This is a genomic window from Paractinoplanes deccanensis, assembly GCF_016862115.1.
GTDB lineage: Bacteria > Actinomycetota > Actinomycetes > Mycobacteriales > Micromonosporaceae > Actinoplanes > Actinoplanes deccanensis.
On sequence record NZ_BOMI01000173.1, the window covers coordinates 25446 to 43359 of the forward strand.

The window sequence follows — 17914 nt, forward strand, 5'->3', positions numbered from 1 at the left end:
ATCTGGTGACGAGGACGAAGGTTCATCAGCGGACCGCCGATCCGAAGGAGGCGGAGCCCTGCCAGGTGCCGGACACGGCCGGCGCGCCCGCGCCGATCGAGGACCACGAATAGGCGGTGACCTCGGCTGCGATGAACCGGGTCAGGTAGAGGCTCGCCCGGGACGAGTGCAGGTAGGCGCCGTCGAGCGCCATGGCGCTGTCCCCGGTCCGGATCGGGACGGCGGCGCCCGTTCCCGCGGCCGGGAAGCCGATCACCGAGCCGGCGTCGCGGTGGTCGCCGTCGTCGTGACCCGGCGCGCCGACCACGAGCGTCTGGTCCGGACCCGGGGACAGGGTGACCTTCTCGCCGAAGTGATCGCCCGGCTTCGCGTCCGGCTTGCGGACGCCGGTCACGACGGTGAAGCCCGTCGAGGTGAGGATGTAGGTGGAGGCCGCACCGCTGTCCCGGACCCCGTCCCCGTCGCCGCCGGGCGAGCCGATCGCCAGCAGCGAGTTCGTGGTGCCGGCGATCGGCACCATGTCGATCGACTTGCCGGTGGTGCCGTTCGGCGTGCCGCCCGCGACCTGGGCGAGCGACTTGACCGAGGTGCCGCTGATCGCGTGGGTGTACATGAACACCGCCCCGGACCACGTCCGGCCCGCGCCGTCCGTCCGTCCCGGCAGGCCGATCGCCAGGTGGTGCGGGGTGGCCGCGAGCGAGTAGCCGGCCCGGTCGTCCGTCCCCGTGCCGCCGACGGTCGCGTTGGACGACCCGAGCCGGTAGTGGACGATGCCCGAGTCGGTGCCGGTCAGGTCCTCGCCGGGCGCGCCCATGGCGAGGAACGGCTCACCGGACGGCGTGTTGCCCGCGGCGACGGCGTAGCCGAGCCAGTCGCCGTTGCCGGGATCGTCGGCGAGGTCAGCGGACCCCTGGTCGTACCAGACTCCCCTGGCCAGCCCGGCCGGACCGCCGAACAGCACGGCGACGCCGCCGGAGTTGGGCACCGTGCCCGCGTCCTCGTAGGGCGCGCCGGCCACGAGGTCGGCGCAGCCGTCCTGGTTGGCGTCGTAGCTGGCGAGCGAGAAGCCGAACTGGTCGCCGGCCTCGGCCACGTCCGGCACCCCGGCCGTGCCCTGGGACAGCGTCTGCGTCTGGCCGGAGCCGGCGTACTGGACGGTCACCTGGCCCGCCTCGGCGAGGCCGTTCACCGCGGCGAAGGGAGCGCCGATCGCCACGTCGGCCGCGCCGTCGCCGTTGTAGTCGCTGTCCACGGCGATCCCACCCGGGCAACCCGCGACCGGGGCGTAGTGCAGGTAGTTGATCACAAGGGTGGGGTTGTTGCTGAAGGTCTTGTAGTACGAGTTGTCGGTCTCGTTGGGCGAGCGCAGCGCGACCGTCACGTTTCCCCAGCTGCCGGCGGCCGCCGACCGGACGATGGCGGTGGCGTCGAACTTGAGGGCCGCGGCCGGGCAGGCCGTCGAGAAGCCCCCGGCGACCGTCTGGGACGACAGGATCGCGCCCCACGCCGGCTGGGCGTTCCAGGTGGTCGTCGCGCCCGCGTAGCCGGTGTTCCAGAGGTCGACCTGGCGCGGGGTGCACGAGGCCGAGTGCGTCTCGGTGATCGCCAGGTAGGCCGAGGAGATGTACTTGCCGGCGATCGGGGTGACGCTGACGTCCAGGTCGAAGAAGGACCGGTACTTGTTGGTCCCGCCGTTGTTGGTGCCGACCGGGGCGTTGCCCGAGGCGTTGAGGTAGTTGACCGTGGGGTTGCCGGAGTCGACCTTGACCCAGTTGGACCGGGCAGCCGTCACGCCGGGGTCGATGTAGACCGGGTACCGCGTCGCGGCCGCGTCGAGCATCGCCCGGTCCGGCATCACCACGAGCGACGCCTTGGCCAGCGAGGTCCGCATGGCGCGCACGCGCGCGGCGCCGGCGTCCCACATCAGGGGCGCGTTGCCCGCGAGCACGACCTTGCCCTTCGCGTCGGCGGCCCGCAGGTTGCCGGCGGAGTCCGCCGCCACTGTCAGGCCGTCGGCGGCGACGGAGAAGGCGAGGCGGTCGAGCTTCGGGTTGGCCGCGGCCTCCCGGCTCTTCACCACCAGCACCTGCGAATACCCGTCCACGTCGGCCTTGAGCTGGAGGTCGACGCCGGGTAGCACCTCGGGATAGGTGGCGGTGTCGCCGTCGAGGGCCGGCCGGGGAAGCGGTCCGACCGGTGAGCCGAGCCGCAGCGTGCCGGCGCCCTCGGCGACCGCGACCATCGGCCCGTCGCCGCCGCCGGAGAACACCAGCCCGGTGGCGGTGGCGCCGGGGCGCACCGACCCGTCGGCGGCGAACGCCAGCTTCGTGTCGACGGGCGTCCACCGGCCGTCGCGCTTGACGCGCACCGGGCGGTAGCGGTGCTCGTACCGGACGGAACCGTCCGGCATCGCCCATGCCTGGTCGTACTCGCTGGTCAGCTCGGCGATGCCGACCTTGGCCCGGCAGTGCCGGGCCGCGTCGCGGGCGACCGCCTCGGCCACGTCGCCGGTGGGGCAGGCGACGGGAGCCGCGGCGGCCACCGGGGTGGCACCGGCCGCTACGGCAGGGGCGCCGGCCGCTCCCACGGCCGGCCGGCCGGCGCCCGGAAGCCCGGACGGAGCGGCGAGATAGACGATGAGGAGCATCGATGCCAGCGCACCGACGCGTGTGTCCAATTTGGACACAAAACGACGCACAGGGCGTCCCTGAACAGACGACATCACACATCCCTATGACGAGATCTCAGTGACCGACTGCGACGCCCCACGCACAGCCAGATAGATGATCAAGACAATGCAGGACCGTCGATCGTTTGTCCAGACCGCGTTCAAAGAATTCTCACAGGTTCCGGCAGGAAACCTTCCCGTAACCAGATGTTGACATTGAGTCATATCGATCAGAGGCTGGGCATGCGCCACTCGACCGCTCCCACCAGCTGAGGAGTCCGATGTGAAGGCTGTGAAACGCTTCAGCGCCGCTCTGCTCGTGCTCTGCCTCGCCGCCTGCACCGGCGACTCGGCCGGCGACGACGGTGGCTCCGCCGCACCGCCGGCCGCTCAGGCCGACATCGACAAGGCTCTGCAGACCCCCACCAAGCTCGTCTTCTGGACCTGGGTCCCGGACATCCAGAAGGAGGTCACCCTCTTCGAGCAGAAGTACCCGGCGATCGACGTCGAGGTCGTCAACGCCGGCCAGGGCGAGCCGCAGTACACCAAGCTGCGCACCGCCCTCAAGGCCGGCTCCGGCGCCCCCGACGTCGCGCAGATCGAGTTCCAGTACATCCCGACGTTCTCGCTCACCAAGAGCCTGGTGGACCTCCGGCCGTACGGAGCGGAGGCGCTCAAGGACACGTTCGTCGACTGGACGTGGAACCAGGTCACCGGTGCGAACGGCGAGATCTGGGGCTATCCGCAGGACACCGGCCCGATGGGCATGCTGTACCGCAAGGACATCTTCGACAAGCACGGCATCGCCGTCCCCAAGACGTGGGACGAGTTCGCCGCCGCGGCCCGCAAGCTGCACGCCGCCGACCCGAACGTCTACCTGACCAACCTGGCGTCCAACCAGAACGGCGCCTGGATGGGCCTGCTCTGGCAGGCCGGCGCGAAGCCGTTCACCAACACCGGCCCGGAGTCGGTCACCGTGAGCCTGAACGACGACGTCTCCAAGAAGGTCGGCTCCTACTGGGGCGGGCTGATCGCCGAGGGCGTGGTCTCGGCGGACGCCGACTTCACCGACGCCTGGTACCAGGCCCTCAACCGGGGCAAGTACGCGACGTGGCTGACCGCCGCCTGGGGGCCGGTCTTCCTCACCGGCAGCGCGAAATCGACGACCGGCAAATGGCGTGCCGCGCCGTTGCCGCAATGGCAGTCCGGCGGCCAGGAGGTCTCCGGAAACTGGGGCGGCTCCACCAGCGCGGTCATCACCGGCACGAAGAACCCGATCGCCGCGGCGAAGTTCGCGGAGTTCCTCAACACCGATCCGGAATCCACCAAGAAGCTCGCGCTGGAGCAGTTCCTGTTCCCGGCGACCAAGGCGGTTCTCGCCGATCCCGCGTTCACCGGCCAGAAGCCCGAGTTCTACGGCGGGCAGGCGGTCAACCAGGAGTTCGCGCGGATCAGCGACACGGTCGACAAGCAGTTCCAGTGGCCGCCCTTCCTCGACCAGGCCGTCAACGACTGGGACGAGACGGTCGGCAAGTCGTTCGCCGACAAGTCCGACACGAGCGCCGCGCTCGACGAATGGCAGAAACGCGTCACCGACTACGCCAAGAACCAGGGTTTCAAGGTCAACGAATGAACACGCACGCGAAAAGCGGCTACCTTTTCGTGGCGCCGTTCCTGCTCGTCTTCGCCGCGATGCTCGTCGCGCCGCTGGCGTACGCGGCCTATCTGAGCCTCTTCCGCGAGCAGCTGATCGGCGGCACGGTGTTCGCCGGTTTCGAGAATTACACGCGCGCCCTGCAGGACGACCGTCTCATGGACGGCGTCCTGCGGGTCGCCCGCTTCTTCGTCATCCAGGTGCCGCTGATGCTGGCGCTCTCGCTCGCCTCCGCCCTGGCCATCGACAGCGGCCTGCTCCGATTCGCCAAGGTCTTCCGGCTCGGCATTTTCATTCCGTACGCCGTTCCGGCGGTCGTCGCGACGCTCATGTGGGGCTATCTCTACGGGCCCGACTTCGGCCCGTTCGCGCAACTGGCCGGCAAACTCGGGCTGCCGGCGCCCCCGTTCCTCAGCGACGACTGGATGCTCGGCTCGATGGCGAACATCGTCACCTGGGAGTTCGTCGGCTACAACATGATCATCCTGTATGCCGCGCTGCGCGCCGTCCCGCACGATCTGTACGAGGCGGCGGCCGTCGACGGCGCGGGAGCCTGGCGCATCGCGTGGAGCATCAAGATACCCGCGCTGCGCCCGGCGCTGCTGTTGTGCCTCATCTTCTCGGTGATCGGCAGCTTCCAGCTCTTCGCCGAGCCGCAATTGCTGCAACGTCTCGCGCCGAGCGTCATCGACAGCGGTTACACCCCCAATCTGTACGCCTATACGCTCGCGTTCACGGGCCAGGAAGTGAACTACGCGGCGGCGGTCTCCTTCCTGCTCGGCGCCGTGATCGTGGTGGCCTCGTACACGGTCCTGTTCGTCAGCGGCCGAAGGAGCCGGTCATGACCGGCACCCTGGAAAGGACCGGGACCGCCGCGCCGGCCCGGCACCGCAAATCGCTCGCCAGCCGACGCAGCAACGTGCTGACCCTCGGCATGCTGGCCCTGCTCGTCTATTTCCTGCTGCCGCTGTTCTGGCTGGGGGTCGCGTCGACGAAGAGCACCGAGGACCTGTTCTCCACGTTCGGGCTCTGGTTCGCCGGTGACCTCAACCTGTTCACCAACATCAAGGAGACGTTCACGTACGGCGACGGCGTCTACCTGCGGTGGATGCTGAACACACTGTTCTACTCGCTCGTCAGCGCGGGCGGGGCGGCGTTCCTCGCGGCGCTCGGCGGATACGGCTTCGCGAAATACCGGTTCCGGGGCAACAACGCGCTGTTCGGTCTCGTGCTCGGCTCCATCATGGTGCCGACGACAGCGCTCGCGATTCCCACCTATCTGCTGTTCAGCAAGGTCGGCATGGTGAACACGCCGCTCGCGATCATCCTGCCGTCGCTGGTCAGCCCGTTCGGGCTCTACCTGATGCGGATCTACGCGCAGGACGCCGTGCCGGACAGCCTGATCGAGGCCGGCCGCATCGACGGCGCCGGCGAGATGAGCATCTTCTTCCGGCTCGCGCTGCGCTCGCTCGCCCCGGGGATCATCACGGTGCTGCTGTTCACGCTGGTGGCGACGTGGAACAACTACTTCCTGCCGCTGATCATGCTGAACGATCCGGACCTCTACCCGATCACGGTCGGGCTGGCGGCGTGGTCCTCGCAGTCGGCCGGCGGGGGCAGCGGGTCGACCGGCGAGCTGCTGGCGCTGGTGGTCACCGGGTCGATGCTGTCCATCATTCCGCTGATCGCCGCGTTCCTGCTGTTGCAGCGCTATTGGCAATCGGGGCTGTCGGCCGGAGGGGTGAAGGGGTGACAGTTCTTTTCGGGGCCGCCTATCACCACGAATATCAGCCGTACGAGCGCCTGGCGGAAGACCTCGACCTCCCCCGCACCGACCCGATGCCCGCCCGCCTGGCCGAGGCCGCCGGCGTCACCCACGACGAGTTCACCACCATCGACACCCCCGTCCCGGTACGCCGCGCAAGCCCGCCGGCCCTCGCGCCCGGCCGGCCCCACACCCACCAGCCGGCCCGGTCAACCCAGCGCCGGCCTCGCATCCGCCGACCGACCCCGTCAGCCCCGCGCCGGCCTCGCATCCGCCGACGAACCCCGTCAGCCCCGCGCCGGCCTTGCACCCGCCGACCAACCCCGTCAGCCCCGCGCCAAGGGCGGCCGTCCGCCCGCTGTTCTGCCCGCCGGGCGCCGCCGCGACCCGCTGGATCGACGGCCTGCGGGCCACCGGTGCGCGAACGCTCGCCAACTACGAACACCGCACTGCGGCCGCTGGCCCGCCGTGACCAGCACCTCCTACAGCCGCGGCCACATCACCTACGGGGGAACACTGCCTAACATCGGCTTCGCCGCCGCCCTGCTGCGCTGGCTGGTCCCCCAGCCGTCCACCCCGTGGCACCCGGCCACCCCGAGCGTCACCGCGACGTCCGCCACCGCCACCGACGGCCGCCGCGTCCACTTCCCGCACAACTGGTCGTGGGAGCCCGCCGTCGCCCAGCCCATCGTCCCGCTGGCCGACCTCCTCACCGGCACGTCGTTTCCCGCGGGCGCCCGCGTCCAGCTCGGCGCCGGGGCCGTCCGGGTCTTCGTGGAGATCCACTAACCGTTCGGTGAGATCCGATGTGCTGCGCCGTGCGGTCCGCGGCGGCGGTGGGTGCGGCGCACCGCCTGGAGCACCCTGGGGCCTGCTGGTCATGACGTTCCTGCTCGGCCTCACCAGCGGCGAGGGCACGTCGCAGAGCCGCTGATCAGCCGGCTCGCCGCTGACGCTCGGGGCGCGCCACGGGTGACTCGCGGGGCTACCATCGGTCCTCGTGATCGTTTGGATCAACGGCACCCACGGCGCCGGCAAGACGACGACCAGTGCGCTGGTGCAGCCGCTGATCCCGGATTCGCGGGTGTTCGACGCCGAGAAGGTCGGCACGACCCTCATGGACATCACGCCCGGCCTGCCCGAGACGGACAACTTCCAGCACTGGCCGCCGTGGCGCCCGCTCGTCGTCGAGACCGCCCGCCGCGTGCTCGACTACACCGGCGGCACCCTCGTGATGCCCATGACCGTCCTGGTCGAGCCCTACTGGCGCGAGATCAGCGCCGGCCTCGCCGAGCATGCCATCCCGGTGCGCCACTTCGTCCTCCACGCCGACCGGGAGACCCTCCTGCGGCGCATCGAGGGCGAGCACCCCGTCCCGTCCCCGTTCCGCCTCAAATACCTCGAACCGTACGCCGAGGCGGCCCGCACCTGGCTGCACCGCGAGGCGGAGGTCGTCGACACCACGAACCTCACCCCCGCCCAGGCAGCCCAGCAGATCGCCGGCGCCGTCAGGACCTGAGGCACCGGCCCGCGCGCCTCACCGGCTGTCCTTGCGGGCCTGGCGGCGCGCTCCCGCCGCCCGGGTGGAGGCGTGGCGTTTGCGCCGGTCCGGGGTGTCGGGGCGGTTGTCGATGCGCTGCGGGCGCAACTTCTTCACGCGCGCGGGCCGCGGCGGTTTCGCGGCGGCGGCCGCCTCGGCTTCGCGTTCGGCCCGCAGGACCTCGGCCGCCTCGTGGGCCAGCGTGGCCAGGCGGGCGCTCACCTGCGACAGCAGTTCCTCGAAGACCTCCGCCTTGGCGCGCCGCCGGGCGTTGCGGGCGTAGGCCTTGCCCCGGCCCCCGGTCTCCGCCACCCGGTCGGCGGCCCGGCGGCGGTAGTTCTTCACCTGTTTGTTGCGGGCCCGGCGGACCCGCCCGTGGAGCTCGATGAGGGCGTCCTCGTCGAGCTTCTTCAGGCGTTTCGGGTCCGCCTCGCGGACGAGGGCCAGTTCCGCCTCGGTCAGGGTGCCCAGGATCGCGTCCATGACGTCACACGCTGCTCCTGCGGGCGTCCCGCGTCTTCATGCGCCGCGGGTGAGATGATCCGGCGGCACGTGGTTCGGGTGGTACCGCAGAGCGTCGCGCACGTTCTTCTGCACGGCGACCGAGGCGAAGAGCGCCATGGCGAACGCCAGCCCGTAGAACCCTTTCTCGCTGAGCGCCATGCCGCTGTTCACCAGCCCGACGGCGAGCATCAGGATCGACAGCCCCACCACGGCCCAGCAGAGCCCGAGGTAGAGCGCGGTGACGGGCAGCCCCTCGGCCCGGTCCCGCACCGACTTCTGCAGCGAGATGGCCGCGAAGAGCCCGAGCGCGAGAACGGCCGCGTAGAAGCCCTTCTCGCTGAGCGTCATGCTCGCGTTCCACAGCCCGACGGCGTAGGCGATGACGCCGAGGAAGAGGGCCGCCCAGGAGGCCCCGACGAAGGCGGCGGTGGGTTTGGCCGGTGCGGCGGTTGAGAAAGCCATGGGTGCAGCCTTCCGGAGCGACACCCCCGGGTCTTGAGTACGAGTACCTACCGCACCCGCTCCCAGCCGGGTCGGGTGGGGCGGTCGTCGCGGCTGCGATAGACGATGTACGGGCGTGTCAGGTAGCCGAGCGGCGCCGAGAAGACGTGCACCAGGCGGCTGAACGGCCAGAACGCGAACAGGGCGAACGCGGCCAGCGCGTGCAGGCGGAAGCCGATCGGCGCCTGGGCCATCAGGCTGCTGTCCGGCTGGAAGTAGAAGATCGAGCGGAACCACGGCGACACCGTCAAGCGGTAGTCGTGCGGGTGGTCGGTGAGGTTGCCGAGCACGGTCGTGCCCAGGCCGAGGCAGAGGGTGCCGATCAGCAGGACGTACATCACCTTGTCGTTGACTGTCGTCGCCGAGAAGACCGGGCCGGTGGTGCGGCGGCGGTAGATGAGGATGGCCGCCCCGAGGAGGGTGCAGACGCCGGCGACCGTGCCGAGTGCCACGGCGACGAAGTGGTAGGCGTCCTCGCTGATGCCGGCGGCATCGGTCCACGACTCGGGGATGAGCAGGCCACCCACGTGGCCGAGCACGACCAGCAGGATGCCGAAGTGGAACAGCGGGCTGCCGATCCGCAGCAGGCGGCGTTCGTAGAGCTGCGACGAGCGTGTGGTCCAGCCGAACTTGTCGTACCGGTAGCGCCAGATGTGCCCGGCCACGAAGACGGTCAGCGCGATGTACGGGACGACGACGTACAGGAACGTGTTCATCGGTAGGTGCCGACCCTCTCTTCCGGCGGGCCCTGGGCGGCGAGCTTGGCGACCTCGGCCGGCGAGCGCAGCGGCGGCAGCGTCGCCGACACCGACTCGAGCACGTCCGCCCATGGGGATCGCATGTCTCGCAGGGCCAGGCGCAGCAGCTCGATCCCGGCCCGGTGCTCCAGCAGCAGCGCGCGGCCCTTCGCCGGCACCGCGGCGGCGTATTCGAGGACGACCGACAGGTGGTCGGACAGCTCCTCGTCGCCGAGCAGGAGACCGTCGGCCGCGTACGCCTGCTTGAGCCGCAGCAGCGCCATGCCCCGCTTGCGTGTGTCGCCGTAGGCGTAATACGTGAGGTACAGGCAGCAACGCTTGCGCTGGTCGAACGTCGCGACGTAATCCTCCGCCAGCCGGATCGGCTCAGCGGCCCGCGCGTGCTGAAGAAAACGATGCAGCGGCGCGCCCACCGCCGCATCCAGCGTCGACGCCACCTCGGAGAGCAGACTCACGTTGTTCAACAGTGTGGCGTCGGGATAGCCGAGCAACAGCGACTGAGCCTGCCAGGCGCGGTTCATGACGCACCGTCCGATCCGGGCGGCTCCTCCGAGCGGCGCGGCGGGAACAGCCCCTCCGGTTTTCCGCGCCCGTCCCAGTTGAGCAGGTTGACGCGCCCGCTGAGCGAGTCGGCGGTCTGCCTGTCGCGCAGCATCTGGAAGTTCTCCACGGCGATCGGCTGCGGCCCGCCCGACGACTCGCCGAACGGTCCCGAGCCGCCCATCCCCGGCCCGCCCTCGTAGTCGAGGCTGCACGAGGTCGCCAGCTCCTCCAGCGAGTGCGCCTGCTCCGCGTGCGCGGGCGGGATCACGTACCGCTCGTCGTACTTCGCCAGGGCCAGCAGCCGGTACATGTCGTGGATCTGTTCCCCCGTCATGCCCACCGCCGCCGGGATGCTGTCGTCGGGATCTCGTCCCATGGTGAGATCCCGCATGTACGAACGCATCGCCGCGAGCTTGCGCAACACCGCGTCGACCGGCGCCGGGTCGCCGGCCGTGAACAGCTGCGCCAGATAGTCGACCGGGATGCGCAGGGCCTCGATCGCCGCGAACAGGTTGCTGCGGTCCTCGGCGTCGTAGCCGGTGTCGCGCACCACGTCGACGACCGGCGAGAGCGGCGGGATGTACCAGACCATCGGCATGGTGCGGTATTCCGGATGCAGCGGCAGCGCCACCCTGTACTTGGTGATGAGCGCGTGGACCGGCGACCGTTGCGCCGCCTCGATCCAGTCGCGCGGGATGCCCGCGCGCTCGGCGGCCGTGACGACCTCCGGCGCGGACGGGTCGAGGAACACACCGCGCTGCGCCTCGTACAGGTCCTGGGACGACGGGACGGACGCCGCCTCGAGTACCGCGTCCGCGTCGTACAGCATCAGGCCGATGTAGCGAAGCCGTCCCACGCACGTCTCCGAGCACACGGTCGGGATGCCCACCTCGACGCGGGGGAAGCAGAACGTGCACTTCTCCGCCTTGCCCGTGCGGTGGTTGAAGTAGACCTTCTTGTACGGGCAGCCGGACACGCACATCCGCCAGCCCCGGCAGCGGTCCTGGTCGACCAGGACGATGCCGTCCTCGGTCCGCTTGTAGATGGCGCCGGACGGGCACGAGGCCGCGCACGACGGGTTGAGGCAGTGCTCGCAGATCCGCGGCAGGTAGAACATGAAAGTGCGCTCGAACTCGAACTTCACCTTGTCCGCGATGCCGGCGAGCAGCACGTCGCGGTCCGGCGGCCCGCCGAGGTCGTCGTCCCAGTTGGCCGACCACGAGACCTTCATGTCCTCGCCGGTGAGCAGCGACTTGGGGCGCGCCACGGGCGTGTGCTCCTGGAGGGGCGCGTTCGTGAGCGTCTCGTAGTCGTACGTCCAGGGCTCGTAGTAGTCCTGGATCGCCGGCAGTTTGGGATTGGCGAAGATGGTGAGCAGCTTCCTCAGGCGGCCGCCGCCCTTGAGCTTGAGCCTGCCGCGACGGTTGAGGGCCCAGCCGCCGCGCCACGTCTCCTGGTCCTCGTAACGGCGCGGGTATCCCTGGCCGGGCCGGGTCTCGACGTTGTTGAACCAGACGTACTCGACGCCGCTCCGGTTGGTCCACGCCTGCTTGCAGGTGACCGAGCAGGTGTGGCAGCCGATGCACTTGTCGAGGTTCATCACCATCGCCATCTGGGCCATCACGCGCATCTCAGTACTCCACTTCCTGGGAGCGGCGGCGGATGACGGTCACCTCGTCGCGCTGGTTACCGGTCGGGCCGAGATAGTTGAACGCGAACGAGAGCTGCGCGTAGCCGCCGATGAGGTGGGTCGGCTTGATGAGCAGCCGGGTCAGCGAGTTGTGGATGCCGCCGCGCCGCCCGTTCGTCTCGGTGCGCGGCACGTCGATGAGCCGGTCCTGCGCGTGATGCATGTAGACGGTGCCCTCGGGCATGCGGTGCGAGACGATCGCGCGGGCCGCCACGACGCCGTTGCGGTTCACGGCTTCGATCCAGTCGTTGTCGCGTACGCCTATCTTGGCGGCGTCCTCCGTGGACATCCAGATGCTCTGGCCGCCGCGCGACAGCGACAGCATGAACAGGTTGTCCTGATATTCGGAATGGATGGACCACTTGTTGTGCGGGGTCAGATATCGCACGGTGATGCCCAGCTCGCCCTGCTCGCCCACGCGCGGCTCGCCGAAGAGGGCGTGCATGTCGAGCGGCGGCCGGTAGGTGGGCAGCCACTCCCCCAGTTCGGCGATCCAATCGTGGTCGAGGAAGAAGGTCTGCCGCCCGGTGAGCGTGTGCCACGGCTTGAGCCGTTCCACGTTGATGACGAAGGGCGAGTAGCGCCGGCCGCCGGCCTCGGAGCCCGACCACTCCGGCGAGGTGATGACCGGGGTGGGCCGCGACTGGGTGTCCGCGAAGGTGATCTGCTTGCCCTCGTGCTCGGCCGCGAGGTCGGCCAGCCGTACGCCCGTGCGCCTCTCCAGCTGGCGGAACCCCTGGGTCGCGAGGTGGCCGTTGGTGGTGCCGGACAGCGCGAGGATCGCCTCGCAGGCATCGACGTCCCGGGCGATCGACGGCCGGCCGTTCGGCGCGACCCCGTTCTTGTGCCGCAGGTACTCCAGCTCACGGCCGACCTCGAACGTGACGCCCTTGGTGGTGGCGCCGAGCGAGTCGAGCAGCGGCCCGAGCGAGGCCATCTTGTCGGCGACCGCCGCGTAGTCACGCTCGACCGGCACGAGCTTCGGCATCGTCCGTCCGGGGATCGGCTCGCATTCGCCGGCCTTCCAGTCCATCACCCTGCCGTACGGGTTGGCCATCTCGTCGGGGGTGTCGTGCAGCAGGGGCGCGGCCACCACGTCGGTACGGGTGCCGAGATGCTCGGCGGCCAGCGCGCTGAAGACCCGCGCGATCGTCATGAAGGCGTCCCAGTCGGTGCGGGTCTGCCAGGGCGGGGCGATCGCCGGGTTGAACGAGTGCACGAACGGGTGCATGTCGGTGGTGTTGAGATCGTGCTTCTCGTACCAGGTGGCGGCCGGCAGCACGACGTCGGAGTAGACGGTCGTCGACGTCATCCGGAAGTCGAGCGTCAGCAACAGATCGAGCTTGCCGGTGGGTGCCTCGTCGTGCCACGTCACGTCGCGCGGGCGCGCTTGCGGCGGGGCCTGTTTCGCTCGGACGCCGTGGTCGGTGCCGAGCAGGTGCCGCAGGAAGTACTCGTTGCCCTTGGCCGACGAGCCCAGCAGATTGGCCCGCCAGATCGTGAGCACCCTCGGGAAGTTCTCCGGCGCGTCCGGGTCCTCGCAGGCGAACCGGAGGTCGCCGTCGCGCAGGCGCCGGACGACGTGGTCGGCGACCGGCTCCCCGGCCGCGGCCGCCTCGTCGGCCAGGTCGAGCGGGTTGCGGTTGAAGTGCGGCACCGACGGCATCCAGCCCATCCGGGCGGACGCGGCGATCAGGTCGGCCGTGGACCGGCCGGCGAACCCGTCGGCCACCGACAGCGTCGCCGCCGAGAACGGGTCGTACCGGTACTGGTCCGTGTGCAGATACCAGTACGCGGTCTGAATCATCTGCCGGCCCGGGCGCGTCCAGTCCGACGCCGTCCCCAGCACCGAATAGCCGGTGATGGGCCGCACCTTCTCCTGCCCGACGTAGTGCGCCCAGCCGCCGCCGTTCACGCCCTGGCAGCCGGTCAGCGTCGTCAGCGTCAGGAACGACCGGTAGATGGTGTCCGAGTGGAACCAGTGGTTCGCGCCCGCCCCCATGATGATCATCGAACGTCCGCGGGACTCCTCCGCGTTGGCGGCGAACTCCCGCGCGATCCGCGCCGCCGTCGGCCCGGGCACGCCCGTCACGGTCTCCTGCCAGGCCGGGGTGTACGGCGAGTCCGCGTCGTCGTAGCCGCTCGGCCACTCGCCGGGCAGTCCGGGCCGCGCCACCCCGTACTGCGCCAGCAGCAGGTCGAAAACGGTGGTGACGGTGCGGCCGGCCACCTGCCGCACCGGCACCCCGCGCCGGATCGTGCCCACCGAGCCGCCGGGGGCGTCGAAGCGCGGCAGCTCCACCTCGGCGACGTCGCCGCCGGCCGCGCTCAGCAACGGCGACAGGTCGCCCAGGTCAAGGTTCCACCGGCCCTCGCCGGTCTCGCCGTAGCGGAAACCGAGCGACCCGTTCGGCACGACCGGCGTGCCGCCGGCGTCGAGCACCACGGTCTTGAAGGCCGCGTTCTCCACGTCCTGCCCCAGATCGGCGGCGGTGAGCATCTTCCCGGGCCGCCCGTCGTCGAGGGTCACCAGGAACGGCAGATCCGTGTAGCGGCGCACGTAGTCGAGGAAGTACGCGACATGGCGTTCGACGAAGAACTCTTTGAGCACGACATGCCCCATCGCCATCGCCAGCGCCCCGTCCGTCCCGGGCGCCGGCGCCAGCCACTCGTCGGCGAACTTCACGTTGTCCGCGTAGTCGGGCGCGACCGCGACCACCTTCTGGCCGCGGTAGCGCGCCTCGGCCATCCAGTGCGCGTCCGGGGTGCGGGTCACCGGCAGGTTGGAGCCCCACATGACGAGGTAGCCGGCGTCCCACCAATCGCCGGACTCGGGAACGTCGGTCTGGTCGCCGAACACCTGCGGCGAGGCGACGGGCAGGTCCGCGTACCAGTCGTAGAACGACAGCATCGCGCCGCCGAGCAGGTTGTAGAAGCGGGCACCGGCCGCATGGGACACCATCGACATCGCCGGGATCGGCGAGAAACCGGCGAGCCGGTCCGGGCCGTACGTCTTGATGGTGTGCACGTGCGCCGCGGCGATCATCTCGGTCGCCTCGTCCCACGTGGCCCGCACCAGGCCGCCCTTGCCCCGCACGGACTTGTAGGCGCGCGCCTTGACCGGATCGCCGACGATCTCGGCCCACGCGGCCACCGGGTCCCCGAGCCGCTGCCGCGCCTCGCGATACATCTCCAGCAGGACCCCGCGCACGTACGGGTAGCGCACGCGCGTCGGGGAGTACGTGTACCAGGAAAACGCCGCGCCGCGCGGACAGCCCCGCGGCTCGTACTCCGGGCGGTCCGGCCCCACGCTCGGATAGTCGGTCTGCTGCGCCTCCCAGGTGATGATGCCGTCCTTGACGTACACCTTCCACGAGCAGGAGCCGGTGCAGTTGACGCCGTGCGTGGAGCGCACCACCTTGTCGTGCGACCAGCGGTCGCGATAGAACGTGTCGGCCTGACGGCCGCCGATCTGGAAGAGGGCGCGGTGGTCGGCGGACACCTCGCCGCGCGTGAAGAAGCGGCGCGTGCCGACCAGGGCGTCGTCCAGCTCAGGCATTTCTGACCCTCCCTCGGGTGCGTGCCGTGCTCGCCAGGGCCGTCACGGTCAGCGTCATCGCGCCCAGCGCCACGAGGGCGAGCAGGGCCAGGCCGATGGCGTACGACTCGTACGCCTCGTAGAGCGCGCCCATGACCAGCGGCGGCACGAACCCGCCGAGCCCGCCCGCCGCGCCGACCACGCCGGTGACCGAGCCGACCTGGTTGGCCGGTGCCATCACCGCGACCAGCGCGAAGGTGGCGCCGCTGCCCGCACCGAGCGCCGCGGCCATGGCGAGGAACGCGACGGTGCCGAGCGGCATCAGCGGCGGCGTGAACGCCTGCACGAAGGCGCCCACCGCGACGACGGCGAACGCGCCGGAGAGCACACGGACCCCGCCGAAGCGGTCGGAGAGCCACCCGCCGGTGGGCCGCATGACGACGGCGAGCAGCACGAAGCCCGCCATCCGGTTCGCCGCGTCCGCCTGGGTGAGGCCGTAGGCGGTCTTCAGGTACGCGGGCAGGTAGACGGAGAAGGCGACGTAGCCGCCGAACGCGACCGCGTACACCGCGGCGGCCTGCCACGTGACCGGCAGGCGCACCGTCGCGGCGAGGCGCGCGGCGAACTTCTGCGTCGGGACGGGGCGGTCCGGGGCGTCGCGGAGCACCAGGACGGACGTGACGGCGTAGAGGACGAGAACGCCCGCCGTGATGAGGAACGGCGTGCGCATGCTTCCGGCGTCGACGAGCCGCACCGTGGTGAGCGCGCTGATCGCCGTACCGCCCATGCCCGCCCCGAAGATGCCGAGGGCGAAGCCGCGCCGCTCCGGCGGGAACCAGGCGTTGACGAAGGGCACGCCGACGGCGAAGACCGAGCCGCCGATACCGAGGAAGAAGCCGCCGACCAGCAGACCGGTGAGGGACGCGTAGCCGGACAGCCCCAGATAGAGGACGGGGACGACGGTCGCCAGCGAGATGATGGGGAACATGACCCGGCCGCCGAACCGGTCGGTGAGCGCGCCCACGGGGATGCGGCCGAGCGAGCCGACCACCACCGGCACGGCCACGACGAGGGCCTGCTGGGTGGCGGTCAGGTCGAGCGCGGCCTGGAACCGGGGCGCGAGAGGGCTCAGCAGAGCCCACGCCCAGAAGTTCACGGCGAAACCGACGGTCGCGACCGTCAGCAGCAGCCAGCGAGGCGGTGTTCGGAAGGCCTGCATGCCTCATATCAGAACAGCAGTGGTCGTCGTACAACCCCCCGAATTTAGGGACCAAAGTCCCGAAGGTTTGCCCGTGTGGATCGAGGGCATACGGTCGACTGTCATGGATTCCGATCCCGTCCTGCGCGTCGTCGAGGAGGCCACGGCCGGCCTGACGACGGCGCAGGTCGCCGCCCGCGTCGGACTCCCACCATCCACCGTGCGCAGTCAGCTCGACGCCCTCGTCGCCCGTGGGCTGCTCGTGAAGGCCCGGGCCAGCGGCCGCGTGCCGCACCGCCCGGCGTGGCGCTACCGGGCGCTCGCGCCCTCGCAGGAGAACCTCTACTCGGCGCTGCTCCGTTCGATCCTCGAACAGGTCGCCGGCGACCGCGCCGCGACGGTCGGGGTGGGCCGCCGGTGGGGCCGCGCCATGGCCGCGCGGGGCGGCCTGCTCCCGGTGCTCGACACGCTCGGCTTCTCCCCCGCGCTGCGGGGCCGCGACGTCCATCTGCGCACCTGCCCGTACCTCGACCTGGTGCATCGCTTCCCCGACGGCATGTGCGGGCTGCACGCCGGCATCATCCAGGGCGTGCTCGGCGCGCTCGGCGCGCTCGCCGACGAGGAGGGCGTGGTGCTCGAGCCCTTCGCCGCGCCGGGAGCGTGCGTGGCACACACGGCCGGCGTCGTGAAATAATCAGCTTTGTTTCCCATTTCTCTTCGAGGAGGCCGTGCTGAGCCCCGTCGCCTTCGAGCTCGCGGTCCAGGACACTCACGGCCTCGAGGTGGCGGCCCGCCTCGGCGTGGACCGCATCGAGCTCTGCTCCGCCCTGGCCCTCGGCGGCGTGACCCCGTCGCTCGCCTTCGTCGAGGCCGCCGTCGCCACTCCCGGCATCCCGCCGGTCCACGTGCTGATCCGCCCCCGCCCCGGCGGCTTCACCTACGAACCGCCCGAGACAGCCATGATCGTCCAGGATGTCCGCCACGCCCTCCTGGCCGGCGCCACGGGTGTGGTCATCGGCGGCATCCGCACCGGCGAGGTCGACACCGACCTGGTCAAACGCGTCCTCGACGCGGCCGGCCCCGCACCCGTCACCTTCCACCGAGCCTTCGACACGCTCCGCGACCCCCTCACGGCGGCCGAGACTCTCGCTGCCTTGGGCGTACGCCGGATCCTGACCTCCGCGGGCGCGACCTCCGTGGCCGACGCCCTCCCGGCCCTGACCACCCTGGTCAGAGCCGCCGAGGGCCGCATCGAAATCATGGCCGGCGGCGGCGTCGACGCGGCCCTGATCCCCGCGTTGCTGCGCACGGGCGTCCCGGCCGTCCACGCCTCGGCCAAGCGCATCGTCCCCGAGGAACTGACCGTCGGCCTGGGCACCTCTTCCCCGGCGGGCGCCGGCGGCCGCGAGACCACCGACTTCGACGTCGCCGCCCGCATCCTCGCGGCGGTCCGCGCGGGTTAGCCACGACCTCTCGCCCCCACACCACCCCAGGCCGGCGGGACCCACCCCGGCCCGGCGAGACGCACCCCCGGCCCGGCGGGACCCACCCTCGG

Annotated in this window: 16 protein-coding genes; 8 read left to right on the forward strand and 8 right to left on the reverse strand. The window is 70.7% G+C overall.

From position 1 onward, the window contains the following. Positions 1-25: 25 nt before the first annotated feature. A complete protein-coding gene (locus Ade02nite_RS40990; protein ID WP_203775836.1) occupies positions 26-2647 on the reverse strand; it encodes a DNRLRE domain-containing protein in 2622 nt (873 codons plus the stop codon). Between the two features lie 304 nt (positions 2648-2951). Between Ade02nite_RS40990 and Ade02nite_RS40995 the strand changes: the two genes are divergently transcribed. The 6 genes from Ade02nite_RS40995 (at position 2952) to Ade02nite_RS41020 (ending at position 7606) form a co-directional block, all read left to right on the forward strand. Further along, entirely contained in the window at positions 2952-4301 is a 1350-nt protein-coding gene (locus Ade02nite_RS40995) for an extracellular solute-binding protein (RefSeq protein WP_203775843.1), read from the forward strand. Then, on the forward strand, positions 4298-5167 hold the full coding sequence (locus tag Ade02nite_RS41000) for a carbohydrate ABC transporter permease (protein ID WP_203775845.1): 870 nt from the start codon (positions 4298-4300) through the stop codon (positions 5165-5167). Before Ade02nite_RS40995 ends, Ade02nite_RS41000 begins: the two co-directional genes overlap by 4 nt. Then, positions 5164-6075 (forward strand): carbohydrate ABC transporter permease, encoded by a 912-nt coding sequence (locus tag Ade02nite_RS41005; RefSeq protein ID WP_203775847.1) that lies wholly within the window; start codon positions 5164-5166, stop codon positions 6073-6075. Before Ade02nite_RS41000 ends, Ade02nite_RS41005 begins: the two co-directional genes overlap by 4 nt. A 480-nt stretch (positions 6076-6555) precedes the next feature. Next, positions 6556-6876 carry a hypothetical protein gene (locus tag Ade02nite_RS41010; RefSeq protein WP_203775849.1) on the forward strand — a complete coding sequence of 107 codons (321 nt, stop codon included), beginning with the start codon at positions 6556-6558 and terminating at the stop codon, positions 6874-6876. A gap of 7 nt (positions 6877-6883) precedes the next feature. Continuing rightward, on the forward strand, positions 6884-7021 hold the full coding sequence (locus tag Ade02nite_RS41015; protein ID WP_203775851.1) for a hypothetical protein: 138 nt from the start codon (positions 6884-6886) through the stop codon (positions 7019-7021). 66 nt (positions 7022-7087) lie between these two features. Continuing rightward, positions 7088-7606: a P-loop nucleotide/nucleoside kinase family protein gene (locus Ade02nite_RS41020; RefSeq protein WP_203775853.1), complete on the forward strand. Its 519-nt coding sequence runs from the start codon at positions 7088-7090 to the stop codon at positions 7604-7606. 18 nt (positions 7607-7624) lie between these two features. Here the strand turns inward: Ade02nite_RS41020 and Ade02nite_RS41025 are convergent, their stop codons facing one another. The 7 genes from Ade02nite_RS41025 to Ade02nite_RS41055 are packed head-to-tail and all read right to left on the reverse strand — an operon-like array spanning position 7625 to position 16380. Further along, entirely contained in the window at positions 7625-8110 is a 486-nt protein-coding gene (locus tag Ade02nite_RS41025; RefSeq protein ID WP_203775860.1) for a hypothetical protein, read from the reverse strand. Between the two features lie 36 nt (positions 8111-8146). Next, on the reverse strand, positions 8147-8593 hold the full coding sequence (gene yiaA / locus Ade02nite_RS41030) for an inner membrane protein YiaA (protein ID WP_203775862.1): 447 nt from the start codon (positions 8591-8593) through the stop codon (positions 8147-8149). Positions 8594-8640: 47 nt separating this feature from the next. After that, positions 8641-9348 (reverse strand): respiratory nitrate reductase subunit gamma, encoded by a 708-nt coding sequence (narI, locus tag Ade02nite_RS41035; RefSeq protein ID WP_203775864.1) that lies wholly within the window; start codon positions 9346-9348, stop codon positions 8641-8643. Continuing rightward, a complete protein-coding gene (gene narJ, locus Ade02nite_RS41040) occupies positions 9345-9911 on the reverse strand; it encodes a nitrate reductase molybdenum cofactor assembly chaperone (RefSeq protein ID WP_203775866.1) in 567 nt (188 codons plus the stop codon). Before narJ ends, narI begins: the two co-directional genes overlap by 4 nt. Next, on the reverse strand, positions 9908-11563 hold the full coding sequence (gene narH, locus Ade02nite_RS41045; protein WP_203775868.1) for a nitrate reductase subunit beta: 1656 nt from the start codon (positions 11561-11563) through the stop codon (positions 9908-9910). Before narH ends, narJ begins: the two co-directional genes overlap by 4 nt. Position 11564: 1 nt before the next feature. Next, entirely contained in the window at positions 11565-15182 is a 3618-nt protein-coding gene (locus Ade02nite_RS41050; protein ID WP_203775870.1) for a nitrate reductase subunit alpha, read from the reverse strand. Then, a complete protein-coding gene (locus Ade02nite_RS41055; protein ID WP_203775872.1) occupies positions 15175-16380 on the reverse strand; it encodes an MFS transporter in 1206 nt (401 codons plus the stop codon). Before Ade02nite_RS41055 ends, Ade02nite_RS41050 begins: the two co-directional genes overlap by 8 nt. Before the next feature lie 103 nt (positions 16381-16483). Between Ade02nite_RS41055 and Ade02nite_RS41060 the strand changes: the two genes are divergently transcribed. Beyond that, positions 16484-17053 (forward strand): helix-turn-helix transcriptional regulator, encoded by a 570-nt coding sequence (locus tag Ade02nite_RS41060; protein WP_203775874.1) that lies wholly within the window; start codon positions 16484-16486, stop codon positions 17051-17053. A gap of 34 nt (positions 17054-17087) precedes the next feature. Then, the gene (locus Ade02nite_RS41065; RefSeq protein WP_203775876.1) at positions 17088-17822 is read left to right on the forward strand and encodes a copper homeostasis protein CutC; all 735 of its coding nucleotides are present in this window, start codon (positions 17088-17090) and stop codon (positions 17820-17822) included. Positions 17823-17914: the final 92 nt, after the last annotated feature.

Bases quoted from the DNA above. Each gene is read 5' to 3' on its own strand.
- narJ (WP_203775866.1), bottom strand. From the start codon at position 9,911: ATGAACCGCGCCTGGCAGGCTCAGTCGCTGTTGCTCGGCTATCCCGAC.
- Ade02nite_RS41055 (WP_203775872.1), bottom strand. From the start codon at position 16,380: ATGCAGGCCTTCCGAACACCGCCTCGCTGGCTGCTGCTGACGGTCGCG.
- Ade02nite_RS41000 (WP_203775845.1), top strand. From the start codon at position 4,298: ATGAACACGCACGCGAAAAGCGGCTACCTTTTCGTGGCGCCGTTCCTG.
- narI (WP_203775864.1), bottom strand. From the start codon at position 9,348: ATGAACACGTTCCTGTACGTCGTCGTCCCGTACATCGCGCTGACCGTC.
- Ade02nite_RS41005 (WP_203775847.1), top strand. From the start codon at position 5,164: ATGACCGGCACCCTGGAAAGGACCGGGACCGCCGCGCCGGCCCGGCAC.
- yiaA (WP_203775862.1), bottom strand. From the start codon at position 8,593: ATGGCTTTCTCAACCGCCGCACCGGCCAAACCCACCGCCGCCTTCGTC.
- narH (WP_203775868.1), bottom strand. From the start codon at position 11,563: ATGCGCGTGATGGCCCAGATGGCGATGGTGATGAACCTCGACAAGTGC.
- Ade02nite_RS41060 (WP_203775874.1), top strand. From the start codon at position 16,484: ATGGATTCCGATCCCGTCCTGCGCGTCGTCGAGGAGGCCACGGCCGGC.
- Ade02nite_RS40990 (WP_203775836.1), bottom strand. From the start codon at position 2,647: ATGCTCCTCATCGTCTATCTCGCCGCTCCGTCCGGGCTTCCGGGCGCC.
- Ade02nite_RS41025 (WP_203775860.1), bottom strand. From the start codon at position 8,110: ATGGACGCGATCCTGGGCACCCTGACCGAGGCGGAACTGGCCCTCGTC.
- Ade02nite_RS41050 (WP_203775870.1), bottom strand. From the start codon at position 15,182: ATGCCTGAGCTGGACGACGCCCTGGTCGGCACGCGCCGCTTCTTCACG.